The 26,801-nt window shown below is 68.8% G+C and carries 28 protein-coding genes and 1 tRNA gene; 12 read left to right on the top strand and 17 right to left on the bottom strand.

Annotated features, from left to right (window positions below; all coding sequences use genetic code 11):
* Positions 1-14: 14 nt before the first annotated feature.
* Positions 15-1,607 (bottom strand): diacylglycerol kinase family protein, encoded by a 1,593-nt coding sequence (locus AB0H36_RS16005; RefSeq protein ID WP_360522682.1) that lies wholly within the window; start codon positions 1,605-1,607, stop codon positions 15-17.
* Between the two features lie 93 nt (positions 1,608-1,700).
* Between AB0H36_RS16005 and serS the strand changes: the two genes are divergently transcribed.
* Complete coding sequence (serS, locus tag AB0H36_RS16000; protein ID WP_360522679.1) at positions 1,701-2,975, top strand: serine--tRNA ligase; 1,275 nt, start codon at positions 1,701-1,703, stop codon at positions 2,973-2,975.
* A complete protein-coding gene (locus AB0H36_RS15995) occupies positions 2,972-3,766 on the top strand; it encodes an HAD family hydrolase (protein WP_360522676.1) in 795 nt (264 codons plus the stop codon). Before serS ends, AB0H36_RS15995 begins: the two co-directional genes overlap by 4 nt.
* Positions 3,767-3,937: 171 nt before the next feature.
* Here AB0H36_RS15995 and AB0H36_RS15990 read toward each other — a convergent pair whose 3' ends face one another.
* Positions 3,938-4,492, bottom strand: coding sequence for a WhiB family transcriptional regulator (locus AB0H36_RS15990; protein WP_360522673.1), 555 nt, complete (start codon positions 4,490-4,492; stop codon positions 3,938-3,940).
* Between the two features lie 572 nt (positions 4,493-5,064).
* Here AB0H36_RS15990 and AB0H36_RS15985 point away from each other — a divergent pair.
* Complete coding sequence (locus AB0H36_RS15985; protein ID WP_360522669.1) at positions 5,065-5,883, top strand: HAD-IIB family hydrolase; 819 nt, start codon at positions 5,065-5,067, stop codon at positions 5,881-5,883.
* A gap of 4 nt (positions 5,884-5,887) precedes the next feature.
* Here AB0H36_RS15985 and AB0H36_RS15980 read toward each other — a convergent pair whose 3' ends face one another.
* The 6 genes from AB0H36_RS15980 to AB0H36_RS15955 form a co-directional block, all read right to left on the bottom strand.
* Positions 5,888-6,499 carry a bacterial proteasome activator family protein gene (locus tag AB0H36_RS15980; protein ID WP_360522666.1) on the bottom strand — a complete coding sequence of 204 codons (612 nt, stop codon included), beginning with the start codon at positions 6,497-6,499 and terminating at the stop codon, positions 5,888-5,890.
* Between the two features lie 62 nt (positions 6,500-6,561).
* Positions 6,562-7,092 (bottom strand): CGNR zinc finger domain-containing protein, encoded by a 531-nt coding sequence (locus AB0H36_RS15975; RefSeq protein WP_360522663.1) that lies wholly within the window; start codon positions 7,090-7,092, stop codon positions 6,562-6,564.
* 178 nt (positions 7,093-7,270) lie between these two features.
* A complete protein-coding gene (locus AB0H36_RS15970; RefSeq protein WP_360522660.1) occupies positions 7,271-9,907 on the bottom strand; it encodes an ABC transporter permease in 2,637 nt (878 codons plus the stop codon).
* Positions 9,907-10,623, bottom strand: a complete 717-nt coding sequence (locus AB0H36_RS15965; protein ID WP_360522657.1) for an ABC transporter ATP-binding protein — start codon at positions 10,621-10,623, stop codon at positions 9,907-9,909. The genes AB0H36_RS15970 and AB0H36_RS15965 overlap by 1 nt, the downstream gene beginning before the upstream one ends.
* Positions 10,620-11,192: a PadR family transcriptional regulator gene (locus AB0H36_RS15960; RefSeq protein ID WP_360522654.1), complete on the bottom strand. Its 573-nt coding sequence runs from the start codon at positions 11,190-11,192 to the stop codon at positions 10,620-10,622. The genes AB0H36_RS15965 and AB0H36_RS15960 overlap by 4 nt, the downstream gene beginning before the upstream one ends.
* Positions 11,193-11,306: 114 nt before the next feature.
* Positions 11,307-11,879, bottom strand: coding sequence for a TetR/AcrR family transcriptional regulator (locus AB0H36_RS15955; RefSeq protein ID WP_360522651.1), 573 nt, complete (start codon positions 11,877-11,879; stop codon positions 11,307-11,309).
* Between the two features lie 73 nt (positions 11,880-11,952).
* Here AB0H36_RS15955 and AB0H36_RS15950 point away from each other — a divergent pair, with 73 nt between their 5' ends.
* Positions 11,953-12,375 (top strand): VOC family protein, encoded by a 423-nt coding sequence (locus AB0H36_RS15950; RefSeq protein WP_360522648.1) that lies wholly within the window; start codon positions 11,953-11,955, stop codon positions 12,373-12,375.
* Here the strand turns inward: AB0H36_RS15950 and AB0H36_RS15945 are convergent.
* From AB0H36_RS15945 to AB0H36_RS15935, 3 genes are read right to left on the bottom strand one after another with little or no spacing between them, the layout of a single operon-like run.
* Positions 12,364-13,341, bottom strand: coding sequence for an NAD(P)H-quinone oxidoreductase (locus tag AB0H36_RS15945; protein ID WP_360522645.1), 978 nt, complete (start codon positions 13,339-13,341; stop codon positions 12,364-12,366). The two genes, AB0H36_RS15950 and AB0H36_RS15945, sit on opposite strands and share 12 nt — an antisense overlap.
* Before the next feature lie 17 nt (positions 13,342-13,358).
* Complete coding sequence (locus AB0H36_RS15940; RefSeq protein WP_360522642.1) at positions 13,359-14,204, bottom strand: aminoglycoside phosphotransferase family protein; 846 nt, start codon at positions 14,202-14,204, stop codon at positions 13,359-13,361.
* On the bottom strand, positions 14,194-14,733 hold the full coding sequence (locus tag AB0H36_RS15935; protein WP_360522639.1) for an NTP transferase domain-containing protein: 540 nt from the start codon (positions 14,731-14,733) through the stop codon (positions 14,194-14,196). The genes AB0H36_RS15940 and AB0H36_RS15935 overlap by 11 nt, the downstream gene beginning before the upstream one ends.
* 44 nt (positions 14,734-14,777) lie before the next feature.
* On the opposite strand from AB0H36_RS15935, the gene AB0H36_RS15930 reads away from it, so the two are divergent.
* The 5 genes from AB0H36_RS15930 to AB0H36_RS15910 all read left to right on the top strand — a co-directional run bounded on the left by AB0H36_RS15930 (position 14,778) and on the right by AB0H36_RS15910 (position 19,458).
* Positions 14,778-15,569 carry a carbon-nitrogen hydrolase family protein gene (locus AB0H36_RS15930; RefSeq protein WP_360522636.1) on the top strand — a complete coding sequence of 264 codons (792 nt, stop codon included), beginning with the start codon at positions 14,778-14,780 and terminating at the stop codon, positions 15,567-15,569.
* Positions 15,570-15,615: 46 nt separating this feature from the next.
* Positions 15,616-16,665: an Rv2231c family pyridoxal phosphate-dependent protein CobC gene (gene cobC / locus AB0H36_RS15925; protein ID WP_360522633.1), complete on the top strand. Its 1,050-nt coding sequence runs from the start codon at positions 15,616-15,618 to the stop codon at positions 16,663-16,665.
* Positions 16,666-16,766: 101 nt separating this feature from the next.
* Complete coding sequence (locus tag AB0H36_RS15920; protein ID WP_360522630.1) at positions 16,767-17,252, top strand: BatC protein; 486 nt, start codon at positions 16,767-16,769, stop codon at positions 17,250-17,252.
* Positions 17,249-18,496 carry a cupin domain-containing protein gene (locus tag AB0H36_RS15915; RefSeq protein ID WP_360522627.1) on the top strand — a complete coding sequence of 416 codons (1,248 nt, stop codon included), beginning with the start codon at positions 17,249-17,251 and terminating at the stop codon, positions 18,494-18,496. Before AB0H36_RS15920 ends, AB0H36_RS15915 begins: the two co-directional genes overlap by 4 nt.
* A 362-nt stretch (positions 18,497-18,858) precedes the next feature.
* Entirely contained in the window at positions 18,859-19,458 is a 600-nt protein-coding gene (locus AB0H36_RS15910) for a sucrase ferredoxin (RefSeq protein ID WP_360522624.1), read from the top strand.
* A 65-nt stretch (positions 19,459-19,523) separates the two neighbouring features.
* Here AB0H36_RS15910 and AB0H36_RS15905 read toward each other — a convergent pair whose 3' ends face one another.
* Complete coding sequence (locus tag AB0H36_RS15905; RefSeq protein ID WP_360522621.1) at positions 19,524-20,093, bottom strand: gamma carbonic anhydrase family protein; 570 nt, start codon at positions 20,091-20,093, stop codon at positions 19,524-19,526.
* A 422-nt stretch (positions 20,094-20,515) separates the two neighbouring features.
* Between AB0H36_RS15905 and AB0H36_RS15900 the strand changes: the two genes are divergently transcribed.
* The gene (locus tag AB0H36_RS15900) at positions 20,516-21,430 is read left to right on the top strand and encodes a phosphotransferase (RefSeq protein ID WP_360522618.1); all 915 of its coding nucleotides are present in this window, start codon (positions 20,516-20,518) and stop codon (positions 21,428-21,430) included.
* A gap of 85 nt (positions 21,431-21,515) precedes the next feature.
* Here the strand turns inward: AB0H36_RS15900 and AB0H36_RS15895 are convergent, their stop codons facing one another.
* Positions 21,516-22,736, bottom strand: a complete 1,221-nt coding sequence (locus tag AB0H36_RS15895) for an MFS transporter (protein WP_360522615.1) — start codon at positions 22,734-22,736, stop codon at positions 21,516-21,518.
* 142 nt (positions 22,737-22,878) lie between these two features.
* Positions 22,879-24,126 carry an MFS transporter gene (locus AB0H36_RS15890; protein ID WP_360522612.1) on the bottom strand — a complete coding sequence of 416 codons (1,248 nt, stop codon included), beginning with the start codon at positions 24,124-24,126 and terminating at the stop codon, positions 22,879-22,881.
* 270 nt (positions 24,127-24,396) lie between these two features.
* On the opposite strand from AB0H36_RS15890, the gene AB0H36_RS15885 reads away from it, so the two are divergent.
* Positions 24,397-24,485: transfer RNA gene (locus AB0H36_RS15885), tRNA-Ser, on the top strand.
* A 195-nt stretch (positions 24,486-24,680) separates the two neighbouring features.
* Here AB0H36_RS15885 and AB0H36_RS15880 read toward each other — a convergent pair.
* The 3 genes from AB0H36_RS15880 to AB0H36_RS15870 all read right to left on the bottom strand — a co-directional run bounded on the left by AB0H36_RS15880 (position 24,681) and on the right by AB0H36_RS15870 (position 25,836).
* Positions 24,681-24,902 carry a hypothetical protein gene (locus tag AB0H36_RS15880; RefSeq protein WP_360522609.1) on the bottom strand — a complete coding sequence of 74 codons (222 nt, stop codon included), beginning with the start codon at positions 24,900-24,902 and terminating at the stop codon, positions 24,681-24,683.
* A 287-nt stretch (positions 24,903-25,189) separates the two neighbouring features.
* Entirely contained in the window at positions 25,190-25,639 is a 450-nt protein-coding gene (locus tag AB0H36_RS15875) for a hypothetical protein (protein ID WP_360522607.1), read from the bottom strand.
* A 38-nt stretch (positions 25,640-25,677) separates the two neighbouring features.
* Positions 25,678-25,836, bottom strand: a complete 159-nt coding sequence (locus tag AB0H36_RS15870; RefSeq protein WP_360522604.1) for a hypothetical protein — start codon at positions 25,834-25,836, stop codon at positions 25,678-25,680.
* A gap of 572 nt (positions 25,837-26,408) precedes the next feature.
* Here AB0H36_RS15870 and AB0H36_RS15865 point away from each other — a divergent pair.
* Entirely contained in the window at positions 26,409-26,747 is a 339-nt protein-coding gene (locus AB0H36_RS15865) for a hypothetical protein (protein ID WP_360522601.1), read from the top strand.
* Positions 26,748-26,801: the final 54 nt, after the last annotated feature.

Raw genomic sequence — 26,801 nt, 5'->3', positions numbered from 1 at the left:
TCGGCACAGACGGGCTAGCGGCGCTTCGGCACCCGAGCCACGAGCGCGCCGGCCTCGATCTCCGCGGTCAGTGACCGCCCAGGCCCGATCGGGTCGCCGTCGAGCTGCCGCTGGACGTCGACCGCCGCAGTGATCTCCACCTTCCGCCCGGTGAACCGCTCCAGGTACATGTCGGTCCGGTTCGTCCGCGTCATCAGCCGCCAGACCACGATCGGCCACTGGGTCACCCGCCGCGGCGCGATCACCACCACGTCGAGCAGCCCGTCGTCCGGCCGAGCGTCCGGGAGCAGCGGGATGTTGGCCTGCAGCATGCCGACGTTGCCGACCACCACGGTCCGCACCCGGCGCTCCAGCACCACGTCCTCGTCGAGCTCGATCCGGACCCGGACCGACGGGTGGTTGATGTTCTTCGCCGCCGACACCAGGTACGCCGTCCAGCCGATCTGCCGCTTCAGGTGCGGCGGCGCGTCGGAGATGATCGCCGCGTCCAGCCCGAGCCCGGCCATCACCGCGAACCGGTCGGTGTCCAGCTCGTCGCCGTGCACCTTGACCAGGTCGATCCGCCGGTCCCGGCCCTCCAGGATCCGCTCCAGCGCGTCGTCCAGGTCGAGCGGGATGTGCAGGTTCCGGGCCAGCAGGTTGCCGGTGCCGGCCGGAATCACGCCGACCGGGATCCCGGTGTGCGCCAGCGCCGCGCAGACCACCCGCACGGTCCCGTCGCCACCGGCGACCAGCACCAGGTCCGACTCGTGCTCGATCGCCCGCTTGGCCATCGCGTTCCCGGCGTCGTCCTCGCGCGTCTCCAGCCACAGCGGGTCGTCGAACCCGCGGACCGCCAGCGCCCGGGTCACCTTCCGCCGGAACGCGACCCCGTCGCCGACCTTGATCGGGTTCACGATCACGGCGGCCTTGGGCGGGATCGTCGTACCGTCGTCCTCGGTCGGGGTACGACGCCGCCGCCGCCGCAGCCCGGGCCGGAGCCCGAACCCGATCGACGTCGCGGTCAGGATCGCCAGCCCGAGCGCCCAGCCGCCGAGCACGTCGGACACGTAGTGCACGTTGAGCGCGACCCGGTCGGCCGAGGCGATCCACACCACCGCGATCGTGGGCAGCATCACCAGCAGCCGAAACCGGCGCCGCCACCCCCGGACCGACGGCAGTACGACGCCCAGCGCGCCGGCCATCACGAACGCGGCGGCGGCGTGGCCGGAGACGTACGACCAGCCCTCGGTCTCCACCAGCATCTGGGCCGGACGGGGCCGGTCGAAGAGGTGCTTGACCGTGTGCACCAGGACGAGCTCGGTCGCGGCCGAGACGAGCAGCCAGATCGTCAGCAGCCGGGCCCGCCGGTGCCAGAGGTACACCGCGACGACCACGATCACCGCCCGCATCGCCCAGGGCAGGAATACGTCACCGATCACGTGCCAGAAGTCCACCGTGTTCGGGTGGGTGGCGCCGTACTCCGCGGCGCGGTCGGCGACGGACTGGTCCCAGCGCTCCAGCGGTGCCCAGTGGTTGGCGACCAGGAGCGTGAGCAGGGTGAACGGCAGCGCACCCAGCACGACCGTGAACGCACGGCCGACGTGACTGGGTGGATGGTGGTTCATGACCCGCGCGATTCCCCCTCGAGTGACAGTGCGTCAACCACATCATCCCGAATAGACTTCGCCCCTTCTGACACGCCCCGATACCCTCGTCGTGTGATTGACGCGAAACTGCTCCGTGAGAACCCCGATGTCGTGCGTGCGGCCCTGACCAAGCGCGGCGAGAGTACGGACCTGGTCGACCAGATCCTGGTCGCCGACAGTGAGCGTCGATCGTCCATCTCCGCGTTCGAGGCGCTGCGGGCCGAGCAGAAGGGGCTCGGCAAGCAGGTCGCCCAGGCCAAGGGCGACGAGCGGGCCGCCCTGCTGGAGCGGACCAAGACCCTGGCCGCCGAGGTGAAGGCCACCGAGGCCAACGCGAACGACGCCGAGCGCCGGTTCGACGACCTGGCCCGCGCGCTGCCGAACCTGGTGTCCGACGAGGCGCCGGTCGGCGGCGAGGACGACTACGTCGTGGTCGAGGAGATCGGCAAGCCGCGCGACTTCGCCGCCGAGGGCTTCGAGCCCCGCGACCACCTCGAGCTGGGCGAGCTGCTCGGCGCGATCGACATGGAGCGCGGCGCGAAGATCTCCGGCTCGCGGTTCTACTTCCTCAAGGGCGCCGGCATGCTGCTGCAGCTGGGCATGCTCCAACTGGCGATCCAGCAGGCGGTCGAGGCCGGCTTCACCCCGATGATCACGCCGACGCTGGTCAAGCCCGAGGTGATGGGCGGCACCGGCTACCTGTCCGCGCACGACGACGTCTACCGGCTCGCCGACCCGGACCTCTACCTGGTCGGTACGTCGGAGGTGTCGCTGGCCGGCTACCACATGGACGAGATCCTCGACCTGTCCGACGGCCCGGTCCGGTACGCCGGCTGGTCGTCCTGCTACCGCAAGGAGGCCGGGTCGCACGGGAAGGACACCCGCGGGATCATCCGCGTCCACCAGTTCGACAAGGTCGAGATGTTCTCCTACTGCAGCCTGGAGGACGCCGCCGCCGAGCACCTGCGGCTGCTGAACTGGGAGAAGGAGATGCTCGACAAGATGGAGCTGTCCTACCGGGTGATCGACACCGCGACCGGTGACCTCGGCATCTCGGCGTACCGGAAGTTCGACTGCGAGGCGTGGGTGCCGACGCAGGGCCGGTACCGGGAGCTGACCTCGACGTCGAACTGCACCGACTTCCAGGCCCGCCGGCTGAACATCCGGCACCGCGACGCCGACGGCAAGACCCGGCCGGTCGCGACGCTGAACGGGACGCTGGCCACCACCCGCTGGATCGTCGCCATCCTGGAGACGCACCAGCTGGCCGACGGCTCGGTCCGGGTGCCGACCGCACTGCGTCCGTACGTCGGTGGTCGTGAGGTCCTCGAACCGGTCGGCAGATGACGGACACCCCGCGGCCGACGGCCGTTGCCCTGGACATCGATGGCACCCTGCTGGACCACGACGAGCTGCTCTCCGAGGCGGTGGTCGACGCCGTACGTCGTACCGCCGCCGAGGTGCCGGTGATCCTGGCCACCGGGCGGGGCTGGCAGACCACCCGGCCGGTCGCCGAGCGACTCGGCCTGGCCGCCGGCGCGTTGGTTGTCTGTAGCAACGGTGCGCGGACGATGCGGTTCCCGGCCGGCCAGGTGGTGGACGAGCGGACCTTCGACCCGACCACGGTGATCGCGTCGGTGCGCAAGCACGCGCCGAACGCCCGGATGGCGGTCGAGGAGTACGACGGCAGCTACCTGGTCACCGCGCCGTTCCCGGACGGCGACCTCGGGTACGACGCGCAGATCCGGGTGGTCAGCGACGACCAGCTCGCGCCGGAACCCGTGACCCGGTTGATCATCCGGGACCCGGAGCAGTCGGAGGCGGACTTCGTCCACCTGGCGGAACGCCTCGGCCTGCACGGCGTCAGCTACTTCGTCGGCTGGACCGCATGGCTGGACATCGCCCCGGAGGGCGTGGACAAGTCGACCGGCCTGAAGGTCGCGCTCGCACAGTACGACCTGGACCGCTCCGGCCTGGTCGCGATCGGTGACGGACGCAACGACATCGAGATGCTGACGTACGCCGGTCTCGGCATCGCCATGGGGTCCGCGCCGGACGAGGTGAAGGCCGCCGCCGACGAGGTGACCAAGTCGGTCCAGGACGACGGCGTCGCCGCTGTCCTCAACCGTTGGTTCTGACCCACGGTTCCAGTTCAGCGCACCCCGGCAGCGACGCCAACCCTTTCGGTCGCCGTCGAAAGGCTTGACAGTTGTCCAGGGCAACCGAAAGGCCCGGAATCCCTGTTTTCGCAGGGTTTCCGGGCCTATACCGTTGGTGTCCGATAGTCCGCTGGCGGGCCGAGTATCGGGTCAGGCGACTCGGCTGCTGCCGGTCCGGCGCTGCTGGCGTTGCTGGTCGACGACCGTGTCGAAGGCGTCCAGGACGGCGTTGACGGCCGGTCGCGGACGCGGGGTCTTGACGGCCGGGCTCTGGCCGCGGCGGGCGCGACGCAGGTGCCGCTTCACCGTCGAGAGCGAGCAGCCGAGCCGCATGGCCAGCGACTCCAGGCTGTCGTTCGGGTACTGGGTCCGCAGCCGCAGCACCTCTTCGTGGCTGACCGGCCGGCGGGTCCCACGGGCCCCGGCGAGCTGGTCGAAGTCGTCGGCCTGCACCTCGACGTCGAGCAGGTTGCGCATCGAACGCCGTTGTACAGCAGTGGTTCCGGCGACGAAGCCGCTCACGTCGTGCTCGGCGACCGCGCTGTACAGGCAGTCGGTGAACAGCGGACACGAAGCGCACAGGGCCTTCGCCTCCCGGACGAGCTGCTCGTACCGCTCGCGGGTCCGCCGGGTGGCGGAGGCGGGCGGCGGCTCTTCCATCAGCCGGTGCTGGAAAATGTCCGACCGGGCGATGCAGCCGGTCATTGCCCCTTCCGTGGTGGAAGATGTGTCGACAGCGGCTCGGGAACTGCTGCCCCCTGATCCCGCTAGATTGGCGCTGTTGACGGTCATGTGGCTCCCCAAGTATCAGGACCCGAATGAACGAACGATGAACGTCGTTCGGCCACGCGGATCCACTAGCTGATGGACCGACGAACTGTTGCCGACCCACCGTGTCGTCCCGAACGGGACGCACCGATCCATAACTGTTGACGCCGCTCCTGTGGTTTTGGTTGCAGCCAATTCCACAACAGTTTTTCGACGTTTGTGTGTGCTTCCAGGGTGGGGCTGCATCAGTCGCGCTGATCCAGAACAGGCTTACGACGCGGTCGCGTCGCCCCCGGTTCCCCGCCAGACCACCGCATGAAATCATGCGTAAACCGTGCTGCGCAGGGGAACTTGCTGCCTTTGCAGCATCCTGCCGTAACGGTCTGGTGACGTTGTTCAAGGCTCAATCAGATTGGTCAGAAACGTCTGAAACCGCCGTCTGATCGCTTGCGCCGGACGTGCTGGGAGGGGTAATGAGCATTCCTCACCCGGCCGGATACGGTGGCCTGGTGACGGCACCCGACGACCCGCGCCCGCCCCGTCTGATCGCCACCGATCTTGACGGAACCTTAGTACGCAGCGACGGAACGATCTCCGATCGCACTCGTTCGGCTGTGCTCGCGGCGCAGCACGCGGGAAGTGTTTTCGTGATGGTCACCGCCCGTCCACCTCGCTGGCTGCACGACCTGGCCGACCTGGTCGGCGAGCACGGGGTCGCGATCGTTGCCAACGGCGCTATTTTGTACGACGTCGTCCGCCGGCAGCCGATCCGGACCCGGATGATCGACCCGGCGGTCGCGCTCGAGGTCGCGCAGGCGATCCGCGCCGAGATTCCCGAAGTGGAGTTCGCGATCGAGCGCTCCAACCGCTATGGACAGGAGCCGCAGTACCTGAACCGCTGGCCGAAGCCCGACGACACGTTGGTCGCCGCCATCGACGTCCTGCTGTCCGAACCGGCCGCGAAACTGCTCGTCCGGCACCCGAGCTTTCACTCCGACGAGTTGCTCGCGCGCATCAATCCCTTGGTGGCCGGGCGGGTCACGGCCAGCCACAGCGGCGGCACCAGCCTGGTGGAGATCTCCGCGAGTGGCGTGTCGAAGGCGGCCATGCTGGCCGATTTCGCTGCATCGCAAGGGATTGCGGCTAACGATTCGATCGCTTTCGGTGACTCGATCAACGACCTGCCGATGCTCGCCTGGGCCGGTACGTCGTACGGCGTGGCGAACGCGCACGCCGAAGTCCTCGCCGTGGTTGACGAAGTGTGCCCCACAAACGACGAGGACGGCGTCGCCGCCGTCCTCGAAGAGTTGTTTCAGCCTTTGAATTAAGGCGTTACAGATACATCCCGCCGCTGCCCGGGCCGTCGGTGTTGTTGGCCCGCGGCGCGCCGGGGAAGCCGGCGGCTTCCTCGCCGTGCATCTGCTGGCCGCCGGGGAGCGCGCGGCGCATGCCTTCCAGTTGCTGGCGGGCCGCCATCTGCTGGGCGAACAGCGCCGTCTGGATGCCGTGGAACAGGCCCTCCAGCCAGCCGACCAGCTGGGCCTGCGCGATCCGCAGCTCGGCCTCGGTCGGCACGGTGTCGTCGGTGAAGTCGAGGCTGAGCCGTTCCAGCTCGTCCACCAGCTCCGGCGCCAGGCCGCTCTCGAGCTCCTTGATGGAGACCTCGTGGATCGACTTCAGGCGCTGCCGGGAGGCTTCGTCGAGCGGTGCCGACTTCACCTCCTCGAGGAGCTGCCGGATCATGTTCGCGACCCGCATCACCTTGGCCGGCTGCTCGACGAGCTCGGTCACCGACCGGGGCTCGTCCTGCTCGTCGTGGTCGCTGTCGGAGCGCGGCGGCCCCTCGACGGCCATGCCGTCCGGCCCGACGATCAGCACCTTGCCGTCCTCGGTCCGCGCCCCGGCCATCGGAACTTCCTGGCCCTCGCTGCTGCTCTCGGTCATCTGCCCATCCTAGGCTCCCCTTTTCGGGGTTCGCGGGCGGGCTGTGGACAAACTCGACGCGACTACGTGGAGCGAGCGCGGTGCCGCCGTACTGCGTCCCGGTTGGCGCAGGCGGGGCTGCAGTAGCGCTGCCGGCCGGTGCGGGACAGGTCGGCGTAGACGTTGCCGCAGCCGTCGGTCGCGCACCGGCCGAGCCGGCTGATGCCGCGGCCCGCGAGGTGCAACGCCGTACCGGTGCTGATCAGGGTCGCGACCAGTCGCCCGACCGGGACCTTGTCCGGCCGGTAGTGCACGTGCCAGCCGTCGCCGGCGTGGTTGGTCAGCCGTGGATGCTCGGTGTACTTGGCCAGCATCGCGTTGATCAGGTCGACGCGGGACTGCTCGTCCTTGGCGTCGACCACTTCGAGCCACTCGTCCAGCGCAACCCGTACGGCGGCCAGGTCCGCAGCCGTCACGCGGCGCTCCCGCACCAGCCGGCTCTCGACACCGCTCTCCTCGCAGCGCTCGGCCAACTCCTCGGGCGTGTTCGCCGGTCGCGTGACCAGGTTGACGGCCAGCAGGACCGCGTCGGCCCCGTAAGGGTTGAGGTGCATAATGGCATTACATCACGATGGATCCATGACAGCCAGACGCGAAGCCCACCGCCATCGCTGGACGGTGGCGTCCTCCCATCAGGTCAGCGAAGGCCTGGTCGTCTACCAGCGGTGTGCCTGCGGCCAGTGGAGAGTCACGAGCACACCGCCGTGCCCGGTCGCCTACCCCGAGCTCGCGCTAGTCGATGCGGCTGACCATCGGTAGCCGCGACCGCGTCAGCAGCCAGGCGAGCAGCCCGGCAAACAGCGGTACGGCGACCACGATGCCGCCGATCTCCAGCCACGGCACCACGAAATGCGGTGATCCGAAGGCCGCGTGCGCTGTGTAGCCGTACAACGCGCCGACACCGACACCCAGCACACACCCGAGTTGTCCCAGCACCCACGCCTGTGCGGCCGCCAGGTTCCTGCGCCGGCGCGGTTGCGCACCGATCGCGGCGAGCGTCGCGAGGTCGGCCCGGCCTTCGGCGGCAGACAGCGACACCGAGATCGCCACGCCGAGCAGCGTGACCACGGTCGCCGCCGTCAGGATGCCGATCAGGAACTTGCGTGCGGGACTCTGGTACCCCTGCTCGATGGTCAGCAGGTCGTCGCGTCCGAGCAGCCGATGCGCCGCGGCCAGCTGGTCGTCGGTCGGCGTACGGCTCAGCTCGTACTCGACGCTGATCGTGTTGATGGTGCCGAGTTTGGCGGCCGCATCCGGGCTGATCAGCGCGTTGGCCCGCAGCAGCCGAATCGCGGGTACGCCGCCGGCGTAGACAGCCGGGTGGCGGGCGACCCGCTTGCTGCTGGTCGGGGTGTCGCTGATCAGCTCGACGGTGTCCTTGGTGGTCAGGTCGGACCTGGGCAGCAGGATCCGGCCCGCACGCAGCTCTGCGGCCGCGCGCTCGAGGCCGGCGAACTTCGCGACGTACGCCGGATCGACCACGAGCAGACTGAATCCGGCCTCGCCGACGGCCGTCTCCGGCGCGCGGGCGATGATCGTCGGCACGTACTCGCCGATCGGCTTGACCCCCGGTGCGGTGACGGTGCCGACGCGGAAGGTCTGCTCGGTCGGCAGCAGCGACGCGATCCGCTGCTCGGTGGCGGTCGAGTAGGGCACCGAACCAGATCCCCCGGTGTCGAACTGGACCGTCGCGTTACCCGACCGTCCCTCCGGCGTGTAGTCCTTCGCCTCCGCGGCGATCGCGTTCGATGCTGCGAAGGCGACCGCCGCCGTACTGGCGACGGCCATCATGATCGCCGCGGTGGCCGGTCCGGTGCGGTGGCGGTGCCGGGCTGCGTCGCGCAGCGCCAACCGGCCGCTCAACGGCAGGCGGCCGGCGAGGCCTGCGAGCTTGCCGACCAGGTTGGGGAGCATCCAGACCAACCCTGCGATGACCGCTGTGATCCCCAGTAAAACAAGGGCAATCGGGCCGGCTGGCGTCACCGTCGCCTGGTAGTCGGCATCCGACGGCAACGTCCGTCGCGCCTCAGCGAGCGCCGACGCGAGCATCGTGCTGCCTATCAGCACCGATGCGACACCCGCGATCACCATGACCACAGCAGGCTTGCGGATCTTCGCCGTACCGACGGTCGCGGCGAACCGTCCGGCCAACGCGGCCAGCGGCGCCTGTCGACCAGCGCTCACCGCCGGGACGACGGCAGCGGCAAGACCGGCGAGCACGCCGAGCAGCGCGATCACGATCACGCTGACCCACGGGATCTGCCAGGAGAGGAACAGCGTCGAGTTCATCCGTTCCCACCAAGGCTTCCCGGCGACCAGTACGACGGCCGCCAGCAGCACGCCTGCGGTCACTCCGACCACACCGGCGAACAGGCCTTGCAGCAGGACGATCCGCCGTACGTCGCGCGCCGTACCGCCGGTCGCCATCACCAGGCCGAGCTCGCGGGTCTGCCGCCGGGCGCCGACCGCGAACGCGGTCCCGGCGAGCAGCACGATCTCCAGCACGCCGAGTCCGATCGCCAGCGCCATTGCGGCGTACGGGCCGATGTCGCCCGATCCGCCGCCATACATCTCCGGCGGCGGGTTCAAGATATTTGCCCGCGGCAACAGGAACAGGCCGGTGTTGCGGAGCGGTGCGGCCAGGCTGGTTGCGTCGACCGCGTCGGGAAGGTCGACCAGGTACTGGACGGAAGACGTCGGGTCGACCGTGATCAACGGCGTGCCGGGCGTCGCCAGAACAGTCCGCGCGTGCGGCCGGTTCGTCGGCCGAACGATCCCGACGACCTGGTACGACGCTCCTTCCGCGCTACGCACCGTCGCACCGTCGAGTTCGCTGATGCCGAGGTATTTCGCCAGCGACGGCGAGATCGCGACCTCCGACGGCGACGCGGGGAGACGCCCTTCGTCGAGCCGGGTCAGGTCCCTCGCGAGCGGGCTGCTCGCATCACCTGTCACGACGCTGACCGCGCTGGTCGTCGACGGCCCCTGGATGTCGACGGTGCCGGCCTCGACCAGCATCCGCGCCAGGACGCTGCCGACCGGCAGCAACGGCCGCGGGTCGAAGGTCGCCGGCACCCGGACCGGCTTCTCGGCGCCCTCGGCGGGCGCCGATTCCGACGACCCGAGCACGTGCGGCATGTCCATCGGCGCGAACCGGCCGTACTGCGAGACGGTGACGCTCGCGTCCGCCTGGCCGATGCTCAGCCTGGCCAGCGCCTCCCCAGACGGAGAGCTGGTCTTCAGCACGACTCCCATCCAGGTCGCGGCGAGAACCGGCAGGCCGATCAGTGCAGCGACCAGGAACGTCCGGCCCAGCGATCTCCTGGTGGTGCGCCGGGCGATCCGGAGCGGCGGCCCCCAGCCTCCCATCAGCGGCTCTCCTGCAGCAGGGCGTCGGCCTCAGGGAGGGGACCGGACTGGCCTACCAGGACACCATCGCGCAGGTAGACGACGCGATCGGCCCAGGCAGCGTGCCTGGCGTCGTGGGTGACGAGCACACCGGCGATGCCGTGCTGGTCGCAGCGGTCCCGCAGCAGTTGGAGAACCGCTTCGCCGGTGTCGGAATCGAGAGCGCCGGTGGGTTCGTCGGCGAGGAGGAGGCGGCGCTCGCCGACGATTGCGCGGGCGATCGCGACTCGTTGCCGCTGGCCACCAGACATGTCCTCGGGGAATCGGTCGGCGAGATCACCGATGGCCACCTCCGTCAGGGCTTCTTCGGCGTACTTGCGGGCAACCCGGGTCCGGGCGCCGTCCAGCTCGAGCGGCAGCGCGACGTTCTCGGCCGCGGTCAGGGCCGGGATCAGATTGAAGTCCTGGAAGACGTAGCCGATCCTGCGCCGGCGCAAAGCAGCCACCGCGTTCGGGCTCAGCGTGGTGAGACTGTTGCCGTCGACAAGTACTTCTCCTGCGCTCGGACGGTCGAGTCCACCGGCACACGTGAGCAGGGTGGACTTGCCCGAGCCCGACGGGCCCATGACAGCGACGAGCTCACCGGGTTCGACCGACAGGTCGACGTATCGCAGCGCGTGCACGGCCTGCTCGCCTTGCCAGTGGGTCCTGGTCAGGTTGCGGATGTCGAGGATCATCGCTTCGCCTCCTGCTCCGGCGCTGGTACGGCGGCCTTCGAACCTGTGGACGGTTTGCCGCGGTGGCGTAAGAGCATGGCTTCGCAGTGATCGAGCCAGCGGATCTCTGCCTCGGCCGCGAAGATCATCGACTCCAGGACGAGCTGCCAGGAGATCTCGCTGTCCCGGCTGCCGCGCTTCAGCTTGGTCAGCTCCTGCAGCGACTGCATGGCCGCCATCCGCTGCCGCTGGACGACGGCGCTCACGTCGACCCCCGGTACGGCGAGGGCCAGCGCGAGCTTGATCGCCAGCTCGTCGCGCGGCCGGGACTCGCGGGTGACCGGCGTGTCGAACCAGCCGGCCAGCTCGGCCCGGCCGGCCTCGGTGATCTCGTACATCGACCGGCCGTCACCCTCCGACGACGCGGCCCGGACCAGTCCGTCCCGCTCCAGGCGGGTAAGCGTGGTGTAGACCTGCCCGATGTTCAGCGGCCAGGTGGCGCCGGTCGCGGCCTCGAACTCACCGCGCAACTGGTAGCCGTACTTCGGATCCTGACGCAGCAGGGCCAGCAATCCATGCTTGATCGACATGGATACTGAGTATGCATACCGAGTATGCGCAGGTCAACGCTTGCCCATCGAGCACGAGGGTTGCCCCCTCGGAATTTCGGTGGGCAACCCCGAACTGCGTGGGCAACCAGGGGGTTAGTCGGCCCCGACGAGTCGCCGGACGAGGCGGTCGGTGGTTGCGTCGACGTCGTACGGGCGGCCGGTGCCGGGGGTCAGCTGGTCCAGGACGAGGCCGTCGATCGCGAAGTGCAGCAGGCGGATCTCCTCGGCGCCGCCGGGGAGGCCGGCGTTGGAGTTGAAGGCGACGTCGGCGTCGAAGCCCTGCCGGAGGGTCCGGGACAGGATTTCGTGCAGGCCGGGCCGGCGGGCGGCCTCGAGCCGGAGCTCCAGCAGGGCCAGGGAAAGCTCGGGCCGGCCGAGCAGCCGCTCGACGATGTAGCGGACGTAGTCGACCATCAGGTCGATCCCCGGCTCGCGCTTGGCCAACGGTTCGAGCACGGCCTCGTCGGGCGCGAGTCGCTCGAAGATGCGCTCGCCGAGCGCGCCGAGGAGCGCGTCGCGGGTGCGGAAGTAGTTGGACGCCGTACCGGCGGGGAGTCCGGCTGCTGCGTCGACGGCGCGGTGCGTCAGGCCGCGGGCGCCGGCGTCCGCGAGGACGGCGAGGCCGGCGTCGGCGAGTTGGGTACGGCGTTCGGGGTTCCTCGGCATGTTGACAAGGCTAGCAGAGTTCCACTACAACTGTCGTACACAACAACGACAGCTGTAGTAGTCAGGAGAACGTATGCAACCCGCGGCATTCGGCGCGACCGTGGTCACCGACCGACCGGCGGAGGTCGCCGCCTTCTACCAGCAGCACTTCGACCTGCAGATCGCTATCGACCTCGGCTGGTTCGTGACGGTCCGTCGCGGCGAGGCGGACTGGGAGCTCGCGATCTGTCAGCGCGGGCACGAGACCGTGCCGGCCGCCGTCAACAAGCTGACCGAGAGCACGAACCTGTTCGGCTTCGTCGTCGAGGACGCCGACAAGGTCGCCCAGTCCTTGACCGAGGCGGGCGTGAAGCTCGAGACCGAGGTGGTCACCGAGGTGTTCGGGCAGCGGCACTTCTTCGTCCGCGACCCCGAGGGCACCTGGATCGACGTCATCCAGCTGGTCGCGCCGGACCCGGACTGGCTGGCCGCCAACCTGCCGGCCTCAGAGGGTTAGCAGAACCTTGCCGATCTGGGTGGACTGCTCGAGGGTCTCGTGGGCGCGGGCGACCTGGTCGAGGGGGAAGGTGGTGTGGACGATCGGCCGCACCTTCTTCTCCGCGACCAGCGGCCAGACGTGGCCGACCACCTCGGCGAGGATCCGGCCCTTGTCCTCGACCGAGCGGGCGCGCAGCCCGGTGCCGGTGATCGAGCCGCGGCGGGACATCAGCCGGCCGAGGTCGAGCTCGCCCTTCACGCCGCCCTGCAAGCCGATCACGACCAGCCGGCCGTCGTACGCGAGGGACTTCACGTTGTCGGCCAGGTACTTCGCGCCGATGATGTCGAGGATGACGTCCGCTCCGGCCTTGCCGGTCGCCTCGTTCACCACCGACGCCCACTCGGCTTCCTTGTAGTTGATCGCGACCTCGGCGCCGAGCCGGGTGCAGAACTCCATCTTGTCCGTGCTGCCGACCGTGCACAGCACGCGGGCTCCGTGCGCGACCGCTAGCTGGATCGCCATCGTCCCGATCCCGGACGCGCCACCATGGACGAGCAGCGTCTCGCCCGCCTTCAGGTGCGCGGTCATGAACACGTTCGACCACACCGTCGCGACCACCTCGGGCAGCGCGGCCGCGCTGACCAGGTCGAGCCCGTCCGGCACCGGCATCACCTGCGGCGCCGGTACGACGACCTTCTCGGCGTACCCGCCACCGGCGAGCAGCGCGCAGCACTCGTCGCCGACCGACCAGCCCTCGACCTCCGCGCCGACCGCGGAGATGGTGCCGGACACCTCGAGCCCGATCGTCCCGGGTGCGCCCGGCGGTGGTGGGTAGTGGCCCTGCCGCTGGAGCAGGTCGGCCCGGTTCACACCCGCGGCGACCACGTCGATGACGACCTCGTCGACAGCCGGCTTCGGATCCTCGATCTCACCGATCGTCAGAACGTCGATCCCGCCGGCACCCTCACACACGACAGCTCGCATGCAGCACACGGTACCCGCTAGCTCTCGACGATCTCGGCCATGTCTCGCGCGATACCGTCCAGGTGAATCGTGGCGCCTATCGAAGCGAACCAGTCCCATAGCTCAAGCGAATGGTAGAGCCGGTAGAACGTCGTGCGAGCACACCAGTCCGGCGGCAGGTCGCCGTACCCGTCGAGCAGGCCGTCGAGTTTCCCGGTGTCGCCGCGGATGGAATAGGACATGGTCTTGGCGAGGTCCATCAGGGGGTCGGCAGCGATCGCGTTCTCGACGTCGATGAAGCCGGTGATGCGCCAGGTCTCCGGATCCACCAGCACGTTGCCCTCGTGAAAGTCGTTGTGACACAGGGCTGGCGGCGTGCCGGGCAGTACGTCGTGTGCGTCGGCGTACTGCTGGATCTTGTTATGCAGTGTGCGGTCGCCGGTGAATTCTTTGAGTTTGTTGGCGAACTGACGGCGCATGTACTGCGTGTTGTCGGGTAGGGGGTCGATGATCCGGTCGGTCAGGTAGCCGTACGCCGGTTGCTCGATGCGATGGATCGCGGCCAGCAGCCGACCGAGTTGTTCGTACGTCGCTCGCCAGTCGGGCGGATCCGTCTCGGACAGCGGTACGCCGGGCAACTTGGAGAACACGGTGAAGCCGTCCTCGACCTGGAGCACGTGGGGAACTTGGTCGCCAAGGCCGGCGAGCAGTCCGTACACGTGGATCTCCTTGGCTTGTTTCCAGGCCAGGTCGGGGGTGTAGGCCTTGACGATGACCGGGGTGGTGCCTGGGCGTCGCACCTCGAAGACGGTGTTCTGTTGGCCACCGGTTCGCGGGATGATCTCGCTGCCTGGGAAGGCTGTGGCGATGGCTTCAGTCGTCAAGGTCTGACCAGGTGTCGACGTCGCGGGCGCCTCGGGTGGGGGTGGACCAGGTGAGGTCGAGGGGGGCGAGGGTACGGCGTACTGATCTGTTGTGGGGATCGCCGGCCTGGTTGATCGCTTGGGTGAGTTTGGTACGGCGGTACGCCGTGGCGAGGTGTTGTTCGTGGCCGTCCGGGTCCTGCAGGCCGTGGCCGTCGTGGTCGCCGAGGCCGTTGAGCAGGGTGGTGATGTCGTCGTTCGTCAGCCACGGGAGGTCGCAGCTGAGGACGACGACCACCGGAGCGGTGCCGTGGGCCAGGCCGGCTGCGATGCCTGCCAGCGGTCCGCCCGAGGGTGGATCCTCGACGGTCCACGCGACCGGGCGGCACGTCGTGCGCTCCGGGCCGACCACGACGGTCGCAGCTGCATCCGCCGTTGCCGTCAGCACCCGGTCGAGCAGCGTGACGCCGTCGAGCACCAGCATGGCCTTGTCCACTCCACCGAACCGGGTCGAACCACCCCCGGCCAGAATCAGCGCGTCGTACTCCACGCCACGCAGTCTTCCCCATCTGCGCTTTCGGGCACCATGGACTCATGAAGATCGCCGTCGTGCAGACCGCCAGCAGCTACGACAAGGCCGCCAACCGTGAGCTGGTGACCAGAGTCGTCGCCGACGCCGTACGCGAGCAACCGGACCTCGTCGTACTGCCGGAAGCGATCATGTCCGACTTCGCCGTCGAGGGCGGGTCGGTGGCGGAGGCGGCCGAGGCGCTGGACGGCGAGTTCGTCGCCACGCTGCGCAAGAGCGCGGTCGAGCACGGGGTGGCGATCGTGGCGGGCATGTTCGAGCGCAGCTGCGACCAGGACCGCCCGTACAACACCTTGCTGGCTGTCGGCGCGGACGGCTCGCTGCTGGGCGCCTACCGGAAGATCCATCTGTACGACGCCTTCGGCTACAAGGAGTCGGACCAGTTGACACCGGGTGATGTCGCGCCGGTCGTGGTCTCGATCGGCGGGCTGTCGTTCGGGCTGATGACGTGTTACGACCTGCGCTTCCCGGAGTTGTCGCGTGCTCTGGTGGACGCCGGCGCTCAGGTGCTCGTCGTACCGGCGGCCTGGGTTCGCGGGCCGCTGAAGGAGCACCACTGGACCACTCTGCTGACCGCGCGGGCTCTGGAGAACACCTGCTATGTGGCGGCCGCTGCGCAGAACGGGAAGAAGTACTGCGGCCTCAGCCAGGTCATCGACCCACAAGGGGTGGTGGTCGCCTCGGCCGGGGAGGCGGACGGACACGCCTTTGCCTCGGTCTCCGCCGACCGCCTCTCCGAGGTGCGGCACCGGAACCCGTCGCTGCAGAACCGGCGGTACACCGTGCAGCCTCGGTGAGTGGACTCACAGCCCGGGACCGGGTCCGAGCGGTTAGCCTCCTGGGGTGGCCGATGGGTTTGATCTGGAACATCACGGCGATCTCGAGGTCGGCGGTGGGCTGGTCGACCTGGCGGTCAACGTCCGGGTGGGGACGCCGCCGGGCTGGTTGGTCGAGCAGATCGCGGGCAGTCTGAGCGACCTGGCGTCGTACCCGCGGCAGGAGGCGGCGCTGGCAGCGGTCGCCGCGCGGCATCGGGTGACGCCGGATCGGGTGCTGCTGACGGCTGGGGCCGCGGAGGCGTTCGTGCTGGTCGCGCGGGCGTTCCGGCCGCGGCATGCGGTCGTCGTACATCCGCAGTTCACCGAACCGGAGGCGGCGCTGCGGTCGGCCGGGCATCTGGTGGACCGGGTGATCCTGCGGCCGGAGGACGGGTTCGTGCTCGATCCAGGCGCCGTACCCGACGATGCCGACCTCGTTGTCATCGGCAACCCGACCAATCCGACGTCTGTGCTGCATCGGGCCGACGACCTGCGTGAGTTGGCTCGACCCGGTCGGGTCCTGGTGGTCGACGAGGCGTTCATGGACGCCGTACCCGGTGAGCCGGAGTCGCTCGCCGGCGCGTCGATTCCGGGGCTGGTCGTGATCCGCAGCCTGACCAAGACGTGGGGGCTCGCGGGGTTGCGGGTCGGGTACGTGCTGGCCGCGCCGGGGCTGATCGAGCAGTTGGCCGCCGTACAGCCGCACTGGCCGGTGTCCACTCCTGCGCTGGCCGCGGCGATTGCCTGCAGCAACGAGCACGCGGTCGTCGAGGCTGCCCACGCGGCGGCTGACTTGGACCGGGATCGTGCCTATCTGCTGGACGCATTGGGGGATTCCGTCGCGACGTACGGCGTCGCGCGGGGCCCGTTCGTGCTCGTGCAGGTCGAGGGGGCCGACGTACTGCGGAATGCCTTGCGGGAGCGGGGATACGCGGTCCGGCGCGGGGACACGTTCCCCGGACTCGGGACCGACTGGCTGCGGATCGCCGTACGGCCGGAGGAGATCACCGACGCGTTCGTGAAGGTGTGGCACGACCTGTGCGGCCATCGCCGTGGAACCGAGTGGCCGCTGTAACCCGGGCGGGGTTTAGTACGTCTCCCATTTGCGCACAGGATGGTCGCAGAGTGCCTGCTCACGGTCCGGCACTCGCGGCCAACTGCGATGGGAGCAGCACGATGAGTCTGAACAACGACGACATGACGACCTCGTCCGACGGCGAAGAAGGCCTGGCGGACGGCGGCGCGACCGCGGGTGCGACGGACGGCGGGGCCGACGGCGGCGCCGGCGAGTACGGGGGCTCGTCCGGCTCTGGCAGCTCTGGCAGTGAAGGGCCCGCGGACGGCGGCGCCAGCCAGGGCACGACCGATGGTGGTGCGGACGGCGGGGCCGGTGGTTACGGGTCCGGTGAGGGGCCTGCGGACGGTGGGGCGACTCCAGGTGGCACCGATGGCGGTGCCGACGGGGGAGCCGGCGGTGAAGGGCCCGCGGACGGTGGCGCCTCGCCCGGTGTCGGCGACGGCGGCGCCGACGGCGGTGCCGATGGCGGTGCCGGGGGCGGCTCGGAAGGACCTGCTGACGGCGGCGCCGACCCGGGTGCGACCGACGGCGGGGCGGACGGTGGCGCCGACGGTGGGGCCAGCGGGAGCTCCGGAAGTTGGTGAGGACGGTGCCGGGGGCCGGGCCGCTGCCGGACGAGCGCCCGGCTCTCCGGCGCTGCGTAGCAGGTGAGCTGGACGAGTTCGCGCGCTCCTACTGGGGGAAGCGCGCGCTGCTGTCACACGGTCCGGACCTGCCGGCGCCGTACGACGATCTGTTCAGCCTGGAGGCCGCGGACGAACTGCTGTCTCGCCGCGGCCTGCGGACGCCGTTCCTGCGGATCGCGAAGAACGGTGCGGTCGTCGGGGACAAGGAGTTCACCGGCTCGGGTGGCGTCGGTGCGGAGATCGCCGACCAGGTGCGCGACGACAAGGTGGCTGCGCTGTTCGCCGACGGGCATACCGTCGTACTGCAGGCGCTGCACCGGACCTGGCCGGCGCTGGTCGACTTCGCGACGCAGCTGACGGTCGACGCGGGTCATCCGGTGCAGATCAACGCGTACATCACTCCTGCCGAGTCGCAGGGGTTTTCGGCGCACTACGACGTACACGACGTCTTCGTGCTGCAGGTGGCGGGCGAGAAGCACTGGACAGTACACGAGCCGGTGCACGTCGATCCGCTGCGCAACCAGCCGTGGACGGACCACTCCGCGGCGGTGGCGGCTGCTGCGCGAGACAAGGCTCCGGTGGTGGACGACGTACTGCGCCCTGGGGATGCGCTGTACGTGCCGCGCGGCTTCCTGCACTCGGCGAAGGCGCTAGGTGGGGTCAGTGCACACCTGACGGTCGGCCTGCACACCATGACTCGCTACCTGCTCGTGCAGGAGCTGGCCGCGCTCGCCGCAGACCAGGCTGCGCTGCGAACTGCGCTACCCCTCGGCTTCGACCCCGCGGACCCTGCTCAGCTCAGCGAGATCTTGCCGGAGGTGGCCGAGTTCTTCAGCAAGCAGATCCAGTCCGCTCGCCCCGAAGAGCTGGCGGCCCGTCTGGGCCGCCGGACCTGGCCCACCAGCCGCCCCGCGCCGCTGCCTCCCCTGGCCCACGCGGCCTCGATCGCCTCACTGGCTGTCGGCGCAACAGTCCACCTTCGCCCCGGCCTACGCTGCCGCGTCATCCCGGGCGACCCGGTAACCCTCCAGCTCCCCGACCGCACCATCACCCTTCCCGCAACCACCCTCGACGCGGTCCAGGCGCTGTGCGACGGGACCGACCACAAGCTCGGCGACCTACCCGGCCTCGACGAACAGGACCAACTGGTCCTCGTACGACGCCTGCTCACGGAGGCAGTCCTCGTCGCGACTAGTGCGTAGATTGGTTGCGACTGGCAATCACCAGGCCGAGGCTTGGTCAGCTCCGAGGTTGTGGCGTGAGGCAGGCAGACGTGGTGGCTGAAAGGTACCGACCAGAGACAGGCTGTGCCGCTCTGGCCGACCAGCGCCGCGACCCCCTGTTCGCCACGGCCCCACCCGCGACCCGCTGGCTCCTCATCGAGTCCCACACCGCTTGGCCCCGCACCGCCCTCACCGCGTTGCGTTCCAACCTCGGAACTGAGGTTGGGCGGCGGTGTGCGGAGCTGGGGTATCGGCCGGTGTTGATTCGGCGGTTCGGGCGGATTGACCGTGGGGTGCCGCGGAAGTGGGGGTTGGTGGATTGCCGGCCCGGGCGGGAGTCGATGCGATGGGGTGAGCTGCCGACGGACGGGCATCTGCTGGACGTGCTTGCCGGCGCGGATCCAGGTGAGGCCAGCGACGAGCCGGCGTACCTGGTGTGCACGCACGGGCGGCACGACGCGTGTTGCGCCGTACGCGGGCGACCGGTGGCGGCCGCGTTGGCGGCTGCTTATCCCGAACGCACCTGGGAGTGCAGCCACATCGGCGGCGACCGGTTCGCCGCGAACGTCGTCGTCCTGCCCCACAGCCTGTTCTACGGGCACGTCTCAGCACCCCGCGCCGTCGAGCTCGCCAAGCATCACGACGAGGGTCGCGTCGTACCTGACCTCCTCCGCGGATCAGGCGCGTTCATGCCTCCCGTCCAAGCCGCCCAGCACTACGCCCGAGCTGCCGGCCACTCGCTCGCCGTAGACGCACTCCTCCCGCAAGCCGTCCGCCAACTCCACCCCGACCACTGGCAAGTCGACCTGACCACCGGCACCACGCACGTCAGCGTCCAGCTCTCAGCGCACCTCGACACCGTCGACGCCCGCCTGACCTGCGCAGGCCGCACGCCATCCCAAGTCCGCCGCTTCGAACTGCACAGCCTCACCACCAGCTGACGTCCGGTAGACAGCCCCAGCGACCAGCGCCGGCTGTGGGAGCGCCGCCGCGAGATCTGATGCGTCTACTCGGGATCGGGTAGCTGACGGTCGTCAACGTGGGCGCCGAAGAACTCCGATTGGCGCGCCATGATCTCGCGCATGGGTGTGCCGCGGGGGACGCCGTACACCGTCCCGGGGAAGTCCAGGTCGCGCTGCACCTGCCAGAGCTCCTCGTGCCGGTCGGGCGAGAAGAGCGTGGCCGGGTCGCCGGCTGCGATCCATCCGATCGGGAGGACCGTGCCGGGTTCCAGGCGCGAGTTCACGTGCAGCACGCTGTTGATCCGGAGTTCCGCGCCCGCGCCGGCGACCGAACCGGGGAACAACGCGGCGCCCGTGGCGATGAAGACCTCGTCCTCGACCGTGGCGCCGTTCACGTGTGCATGGGGACCTACCAGGACCGCGTCGCCGAGCAGGGCGGGATGGTCGGCCCGGCCGCGCACCAGGGCGTTCTCCATCACCACACTGTTCGCACCGAGACGGACCTCGCCGTTCTCCGCCGTCAGCACGGCACCATGCAGGACGCGACTGCCTTCAGCCAGTACGACGGCGCCGCAGAGCACTGCCGATGGTGCGACGTAAGCGGATTCGGGCACGACCGGTCGTCGGCCGCGGTGTTCGAGCAGCATTGCGTGCTGTCCCTTCGCTGAGCATCACCTCGTCCTCGTCAGCTGTACCCGATTCGGCCTGCGGATCTCCACTGCCCGGGCCCTCACGCACCCGGGCGGCGGCGTCTCGGGCGACCGGTCCACATCGGAGGTGGGAGGTTCGGACGCCGGGACGATCCGGGTTGGAGAACCGCGAACGAGGAAAACATTAGAACAGATGTTCGATCGAACGCAACGAATCCTGACCCGTCAACTGACCCGTCAACCAGTGATGTCTCAGGACATCAGTGACGGTTCTGGGGCATCGGTGACTATGGATGTGTCAGGACTTCGGTTACGTTTCGGCCGTTGAATGCGATTGGCGCTAGCACTCGGAGCAGCAAGATCCAACCGGCTTGGAGAAGCACAGTATGGCTCTGACAAAGGACGGGCATCCGACGCAGGAGCTGCACACGCTGATTGCGTCGGCACTGAGCAAAGAGCCGATTGACTGGCATCGGCCGCACACCGGGCGGTCGGCCGCGTCCTTCGTCGTTGGCTTTGCTGACGGCTCGAGCGCCTTCGTGAAGGCTGCGGTCGATGACCAGGGAGCGAAAGGGCTCCGTACAGAGCATGAGATCGTCTCCAGTGTCGATAGCGACCTGGTCGCTCGGGAGCTGGCCTGGCTCGAGGACGGCGATCGCCCGGTCCTCGTGATGGAGGACCTGCGTGCTGCGCATTGGCCGGCCGACCATGACCCGGTGACGTGGAAGCCCGGTCAGTTCGATCTCCTGTTCGCGGCACTGCGGCGGGTCGGTGAGCTGCCCCCGCCGGCATCCCTTCCGTCAGCCCGGGACGGATTCCGGCCGCAGTGGCCGTTGATCGAGCGCGAGGCGGATGACTTCCTGGCGCTCGGCCTGTGCAGCGAGGCCTGGTTCAGCGCTGCGCTGGATGGACTGGTGGAAGCGGAGGGCAACGTCCCGGTCGAGGGTGATGCGCTGGTGCACAACGACGTCCGGAGCGACAATCTGTGTTTCGTCGGTCGACGCGTGGTGCTGGTGGACTGGGCCCAGGCCATTCGTGGGAATCCGCAGCAGGACCTCGCTTCGGCACTCGCTACGTTGCCACTCGAAGGCGGCCCGGATCCGTTCGACGTACTACCTGAAGGAGGGCCTTGGGCGGCCCACATCGCCGGTCAGTGCGCTCGCCGGGCCGCTCATGAGACGCAGGCTCCGCAGTGGCTCCGCAGGGTCTTTCAACGTATCGCCGTGATCTGCCTCAGCTGGGCATCCCGCTCGCTCGACCTGCCACCTTGGACCGGAGCCCGCTGGAGCGAGATCCGCTGACTACGGCAGCTGATCACACGCCGATCAACAAGGTCACTCACAGGCACGCCCGCGGGTGCGCCGCTGACCCGTCAACCGCCTGGGTTCAGCGGCGCTGCGTGGTGGAGTGCGGCAGTGTCCGATCGAGGACCAGGATCGTGGCCGCGGCCAGCAACGCCAGCCCCGAGAGGGCCAGCCACGGGAACTCGTGACGGACCTCGAAGAGCTGCGCGAAGAAGGCCGGCGCCAGCACGGACGCAAAGGTGAACGAGTACTGCCAGTAGGACAAGTACTTCCCATGCCCCACCACCGGCGCCACCGCCGCGGCCAGCGCGTTCGAGGTCGCCGCATGCAGTACGTCGGCAAACGCAAACACCGCCGTGGCCAGGATTAGACCGGGTACCACCAGTGCGGTCGGGATGTGCAGCAGCGACGCCATCAGCACGCCCCACACAGCCCACGTCACCCCGGCGACGATCAGCACGTTGGTACGACGACGGCTCTCGGTGTGCCGCACCACCAGCGTCTGTCCAGTCGCCAGTACGACGGAAACCGCCGCCAGCAACACGCCGACCAGCCACTTCGGCGCGGGCAGCGCCTCAGACACGTACACCGGCAGCGCAACGCCCATCAGCATGGTGCAGAGCGCCAGGACAGTGTTGGCGCCGATCAGCACCAGGAACGGCTTGTCCTTGCGCAGCAGCGGTGCCGGCCCGGTGTTGTCCTGCACCTGACGCGTGTGGTGCGACGGATGCAGCCGCAGCAGGAGCAGCCCGGCCAGGAAGAAGGTCACCGCGTTCAGCGCCATCGCAATGAGGAACGGTGTGTCCCCACCGACGGCCAGCAGTGCACCAGCAGCCAGTGCGCCGAGGCCGAAGCCACCCGCCTGCATCATGCCGCCCAGACCGAACCACCTGTCACGGTCGCCCTCGTCGGCGACGTCCGACAGCAGGCTGAAGATCGACGACCAGAACACCCGCTGACCGAACGTGGTCAAAAGCGCGCACAGGAACAGCAGCCACAGCGACCGCCCGAAGAAGAACCCGGTGAACGCCAGGCCCTGCGCGAACTGCGACCCGACCACCAGGGCCCGCGGCCCGACACGGTCGATCACCACACCTACACCGGCCGGTGCAGCGATCGAGAAGAGCGTCGCCACGGTCAGCAGGATGCCCGCCGTACCCAGTGGGATCTCTGCGACCCGCACGAAGTAGAGCAGCAGCAGCGGACCGGCGCAGCCGCCACCGAAGGAGTCGATCGCCAGGCCGGCGAGCAGCGGTAAGCGGCCGCGGACGTTCGGCAGGCCGAGGGACGTGGCTGTAGGCATGACAGAGTGCTCCGATCGCATCGACTCGGCCCACTCGCAGCTCAGCTACGAGACCACTCCACCAGGGGTGTTCCCCTGACTACAGTTGGGGCTCTTCGGCCAAAGACAGTAGCAAGTCCCGGCCGAGAGCCTCCAGCCCTTTTCAGTCGGCCACCGGGTCCGCGGCGGGCGTCCGCCGTACCGAGACGTGCCTGAGCGGCCGCCACGCGACCACTGTCATCAGCACCATGCCAACGAACGCACCGGCGAACGGCGCGGCCAGTCCGAAGTTCTGCGCCAGTACGCCGCCCAGCGCCGAGCCGATCGCCGCGCCGCCGACAGAGGCCAGCAGGTACACGCTGTTCACCCGCCCCATCAGCGGCTCTGGTGTTGCAAGCTGCCGCGCTGTGGTCGACACGATGCCCCACACCACCGCATGGACGCCGAACACCGCCATAGTCGCGCCGGCGACCCACGGACTCCGTGTCAGCGCGAGGATGAGGTGCACTGTCGTCTCGATGACCAGACCGGCCCGCAGCAGAGTCAGCGAGCCGACCCGTGGCTCGAGCAGGTGGTACACCGGCATGCCAAGCAGGCCACCGACCGCACCGACCGACACCAGCAGCCCGAACTGCGTCTCAGTCAGCCCGAGCCGCTCCCGCGCGAACAGCACCCAGGTCGCGAAGGCCGCACAGAACGTGATGTTCATGACCAGGATCGAACATGCCAGCGTCCGCACGCCCGCGTGCGCCCACAGCCAGCGGACCCCGTCCCGCACTTCGCTCCAGAGCGCCGTACCAGGCCTCTCTGGAAGCGGCGGACGTATGGCGACCCGCGCGATGAGTGCAGCTGCGGCGGCGAACGTGACGGCGTTGAACACCAGCGGTACGCCCGCGCCGACCGCGAACAGCAACGCGCCGAGCGGCGGCCCGCCGAGCAGCTGCACCAGCGTGCCAGTGGCGAACAACCGGGCGTTCGCCTTACCCAGGTGCTCCTTGGGTACGGCGCTCACCAGCAGCGCACCCGATGCGTTGTCGGCGAGCGTCTCCGCCGTACCGAGCAGGAACAGCGCGACGTAGATCGCCCACAGAGGTGAAGTGTCCAGCAGTACGGCGGCGCCCAGTCCGGCGAGGACGGTCGCGCGAAAGATGTCGGCGGCAACGATCATCAACCGGCGGTCGAGCCGGTCGACGAGCGCCCCGCTGAACAAGGCGAACAGCAACCACGGCAGTTGCTGGATGAACGCGGCCGCGCCGACCGCGGCGGGCTCGCGCGTGATCGAGGCGACGAGCAGCGGCCCGGCGGCGAGCATCGCGCCGTCGCCGAGGTTCGAGATGATCGAGGCCGGCCAGATCTTGCCGAAGTCGCGGCCGAGCTCCGAGGGCAGCAGAGCAGTACGGAGGGATCGCATCCAGATCTCCAGAGGGCATGACGGAACAGCCTGACAACCGGCGCCGCTCCGGCGCCGGCGGGTGATCCGGTCAGTCGCTGATCAGCGAGCCGACCGGACGGTGCGTGCCATGTCCTCGAACAGCCGAGACATTGCCCTCACCTCCGTCCGCACAACCAGGCGGCCCGTCCGCCTCTCCGCAGAGGCTACAGTCCGCTCCCCGCCCCCGCACGCCCGTTGGCCGCGCCCCCGACCCCCGCGCTATCCTCAACGCTCGGCGACACGTCGCCTGGAGGGTTCGCATAGCGGCCGAGTGCGCTGGTCTTGAAAACCGGTATGGCGGGTGACCGTCATCGTGGGTTCGAATCCCACACCCTCCGCTTACCGTGTGGCCGAATCGGCAGCTGACCTGCGGAAACGCATCCACGCATCTCCGCCGCGGCCTATCCGGCTGCGTCCGGTTACGTGCGGTTCTGGGCGGTCCTTTTCGGTTGATCGTGCAGAATGCGTGCAGCGCTCCCCCGTATGTTCCAGCTCTCGTGACTCGGCTCGTGAGGGCTGGAACATACGGGGGGTCAGATCATCGCGGTCGAGTAGGCCGCGACTCCGATCCATAGCCAGTGCCAGGACTGGTCGAGGGCGGGTGCGCCTCCGTTGTCGTAGTAGCCGGTTTTGCCGAGCTTGCTGGCCAGCCACGCGAGCGTCCAGCGGCGGTCTGCCCAGTAGTGGGTGACGGCGCTGACCCCTTGTCCGATGAGGATCCTGCCGGGGTGATGGCGAGTCCGAAGCTGGCCCACACGACTGCACCGAAGGCCGCGGTGACTGCGGTGTAGCTCAGGACATGCCCGAGGCACGCCTTCGCGCCCTCTCGGGTGCGACTGCCCTTGGTCATTGCCTGGTGGTGGGTTTGGACCCAGTAGTCGGCGACGTGATGGGCGACCAGCAGAGCGACGGCGTAGGCGGCGAAGGTGCTAGCTTGCATGAGGTGGTCTCCGGTTCCGTGCTAGGGCTTCGGGGATCGCTGGAGGTACAGGGGCCGACGGGAGTGTGACCGCACTTCTGTCGGCCCCGCTCTGCGCGGTGGTTAGTCCAGCGGCTGACGGTAGGGCTTGCCGCTGATGTAGCCGTTGGAGCGCTTGGGGTCGGCACGGAGTGGTTCGAGATATTCCTGGCCTTCCTCGAGGTCGCCGTTGGCCCACACCTCCCACATCGAGGGCTCGCTGTTGAGAACGAGCTCGCGCCGGTACTGGGCAGTCGAGCGGGGTTTGTCGAGCGAGTTGGCGAGGTGGGAGACGCTGCCGCCGGCGGCCTGGTGGGCGCGGATCAGTGCGTCCTGGAGTCCTTCGAGCCGCGGGAGCAGTCGGGTGCTGATGTCGTTGATGCAGGCGTGCAGGTCGGCGAGGGTCTTGCTGTCCTTGCTGCCGTCGAGTGCCCATCGGCGGGCCCGGAGAGCGTCGAGGCCGTACTCGATGCTGTCGTAGTACTCGCGAAGCATCGAGCGTTCAAAGGGGTTGACGCCGGGGTAGTCACGCATGGTTGTTGTACGCCTTCCGTTTCCGGTGAGATGGCTGGCTACTTCTTGCCGGGCTGAACGTTGATCTGCTTGCCGGTGCCGAGGTTGAGTGGACCGGTCGGGTTGTCGATCCGCCGCCCGACCGTGCCGGTGATCTTGCCGATCCCGCCGCGCCGGCCAGCCCTCGCGGTGTTCTTCGAGGTGTGCTTGTCGCTCATTGCTGCTCCGATCCTTGCTGTACGAACTTTCGTACAACCTACAATGTACGAAAGTTCGTACAGGGTCAAGCGGTGGGTGTCAGTGGCTTCGCTCACTGCCCCTCCGGGGACAGTGGGGACAGTTGGGTTCACGGCCTGCCCCCGCCGATAGGCGGCAAACCGCAGGTCAGAGCATTGCGGGGACAGCAGGGACAGCGGGGACAGGTCCAGATGCCCACTGGAGGGCCGCTCACCTTCTATCCTCTCCATCGAACATATGTTCCCTTAAGCCTTCGTAACGATGTCTTCCACGTAGTCCACGAAGGATCCGCTGTGTGTAGCCGCGGTCGCAGCGGGTCGTTATCTGGGGTGTTGTCGACGCTTCGGAGGGTTCCTGGACGCATCTGAGTGCCGTGGCCGGGTCGGCGCAGACGTGCGGTCGTACACATCAACCAGCAAGCCGATGAGATCCGCGCACAGCGACCTCACCAACTGATGTGCGACAGGCCATAAGTCTGTCCAGGTGTCGGAGCAACGCACGGATCTGCCGAATTGAGTTCGCTCAGGTCGCCGGTCTCGGTCATGATGTCCCCGTGACCATGGACGCGATCGCGATGGCCATCGCTCGCGGGCTGGTTGCAGCGGATGCCGGAGTGCGTGCGCGATCTGCAGACGAGGTCACTGACGTCATCCGGGCGCTTGATTCCGGTCATATGGCCGTCCTGGCGCATCTGCTGGCGGCCATTCGGGTGGGCGAGACTGATCCAGTCGCTCGAGAAGCACAACTCCACGCTCTGGCAGAACTCGCCGAGTGGCACGAACTGCCGGCAGAGGTCTTCGCGCGCACTTCCGACATTCCGCAGGACACGGTAAGTGCCTCCGAGACCGAGTACTTGGCATATCTCCGTGATCGCTCGCCGTCGGCGCGCTGACCTGTACTGCCGCGGTCCATGAAGTGAGCCGATCAGGAAGTCTGGGGAGCGGGC

Source organism: Kribbella sp. NPDC050820 (assembly GCF_040653975.1).
Lineage (GTDB): Bacteria > Actinomycetota > Actinomycetes > Propionibacteriales > Kribbellaceae > Kribbella.
This window is presented reverse-complemented; position numbering and strand designations above follow the sequence as displayed.

What these genes read in the sequence shown, in the direction of transcription:
- AB0H36_RS15890 (WP_360522612.1), bottom strand. Translation starts at nt 24,126, where the DNA reads ATGCGATCCCTCCGTACTGCTCTGCTGCCCTCGGAGCTCGGCCGCGAC.
- AB0H36_RS16005 (WP_360522682.1), bottom strand. Translation starts at nt 1,607, where the DNA reads ATGAACCACCATCCACCCAGTCACGTCGGCCGTGCGTTCACGGTCGTG.
- AB0H36_RS15965 (WP_360522657.1), bottom strand. Translation starts at nt 10,623, where the DNA reads ATGATCCTCGACATCCGCAACCTGACCAGGACCCACTGGCAAGGCGAG.
- AB0H36_RS15910 (WP_360522624.1), top strand. Translation starts at nt 18,859, where the DNA reads ATGCGATGGGGTGAGCTGCCGACGGACGGGCATCTGCTGGACGTGCTT.
- AB0H36_RS15900 (WP_360522618.1), top strand. Translation starts at nt 20,516, where the DNA reads ATGGCTCTGACAAAGGACGGGCATCCGACGCAGGAGCTGCACACGCTG.
- AB0H36_RS15870 (WP_360522604.1), bottom strand. Translation starts at nt 25,836, where the DNA reads ATGAGCGACAAGCACACCTCGAAGAACACCGCGAGGGCTGGCCGGCGC.
- AB0H36_RS15960 (WP_360522654.1), bottom strand. Translation starts at nt 11,192, where the DNA reads ATGTCGATCAAGCATGGATTGCTGGCCCTGCTGCGTCAGGATCCGAAG.
- AB0H36_RS15970 (WP_360522660.1), bottom strand. Translation starts at nt 9,907, where the DNA reads ATGGGAGGCTGGGGGCCGCCGCTCCGGATCGCCCGGCGCACCACCAGG.
- AB0H36_RS15875 (WP_360522607.1), bottom strand. Translation starts at nt 25,639, where the DNA reads ATGCGTGACTACCCCGGCGTCAACCCCTTTGAACGCTCGATGCTTCGC.
- AB0H36_RS15975 (WP_360522663.1), bottom strand. Translation starts at nt 7,092, where the DNA reads ATGCACCTCAACCCTTACGGGGCCGACGCGGTCCTGCTGGCCGTCAAC.
- AB0H36_RS15995 (WP_360522676.1), top strand. Translation starts at nt 2,972, where the DNA reads ATGACGGACACCCCGCGGCCGACGGCCGTTGCCCTGGACATCGATGGC.
- AB0H36_RS15990 (WP_360522673.1), bottom strand. Translation starts at nt 4,492, where the DNA reads ATGACCGGCTGCATCGCCCGGTCGGACATTTTCCAGCACCGGCTGATG.
- AB0H36_RS15895 (WP_360522615.1), bottom strand. Translation starts at nt 22,736, where the DNA reads ATGCCTACAGCCACGTCCCTCGGCCTGCCGAACGTCCGCGGCCGCTTA.
- AB0H36_RS15930 (WP_360522636.1), top strand. Translation starts at nt 14,778, where the DNA reads ATGAAGATCGCCGTCGTGCAGACCGCCAGCAGCTACGACAAGGCCGCC.
- AB0H36_RS15950 (WP_360522648.1), top strand. Translation starts at nt 11,953, where the DNA reads ATGCAACCCGCGGCATTCGGCGCGACCGTGGTCACCGACCGACCGGCG.
- AB0H36_RS15945 (WP_360522645.1), bottom strand. Translation starts at nt 13,341, where the DNA reads ATGCGAGCTGTCGTGTGTGAGGGTGCCGGCGGGATCGACGTTCTGACG.
- AB0H36_RS15980 (WP_360522666.1), bottom strand. Translation starts at nt 6,499, where the DNA reads ATGACCGAGAGCAGCAGCGAGGGCCAGGAAGTTCCGATGGCCGGGGCG.
- AB0H36_RS15955 (WP_360522651.1), bottom strand. Translation starts at nt 11,879, where the DNA reads ATGCCGAGGAACCCCGAACGCCGTACCCAACTCGCCGACGCCGGCCTC.
- AB0H36_RS15920 (WP_360522630.1), top strand. Translation starts at nt 16,767, where the DNA reads ATGAGTCTGAACAACGACGACATGACGACCTCGTCCGACGGCGAAGAA.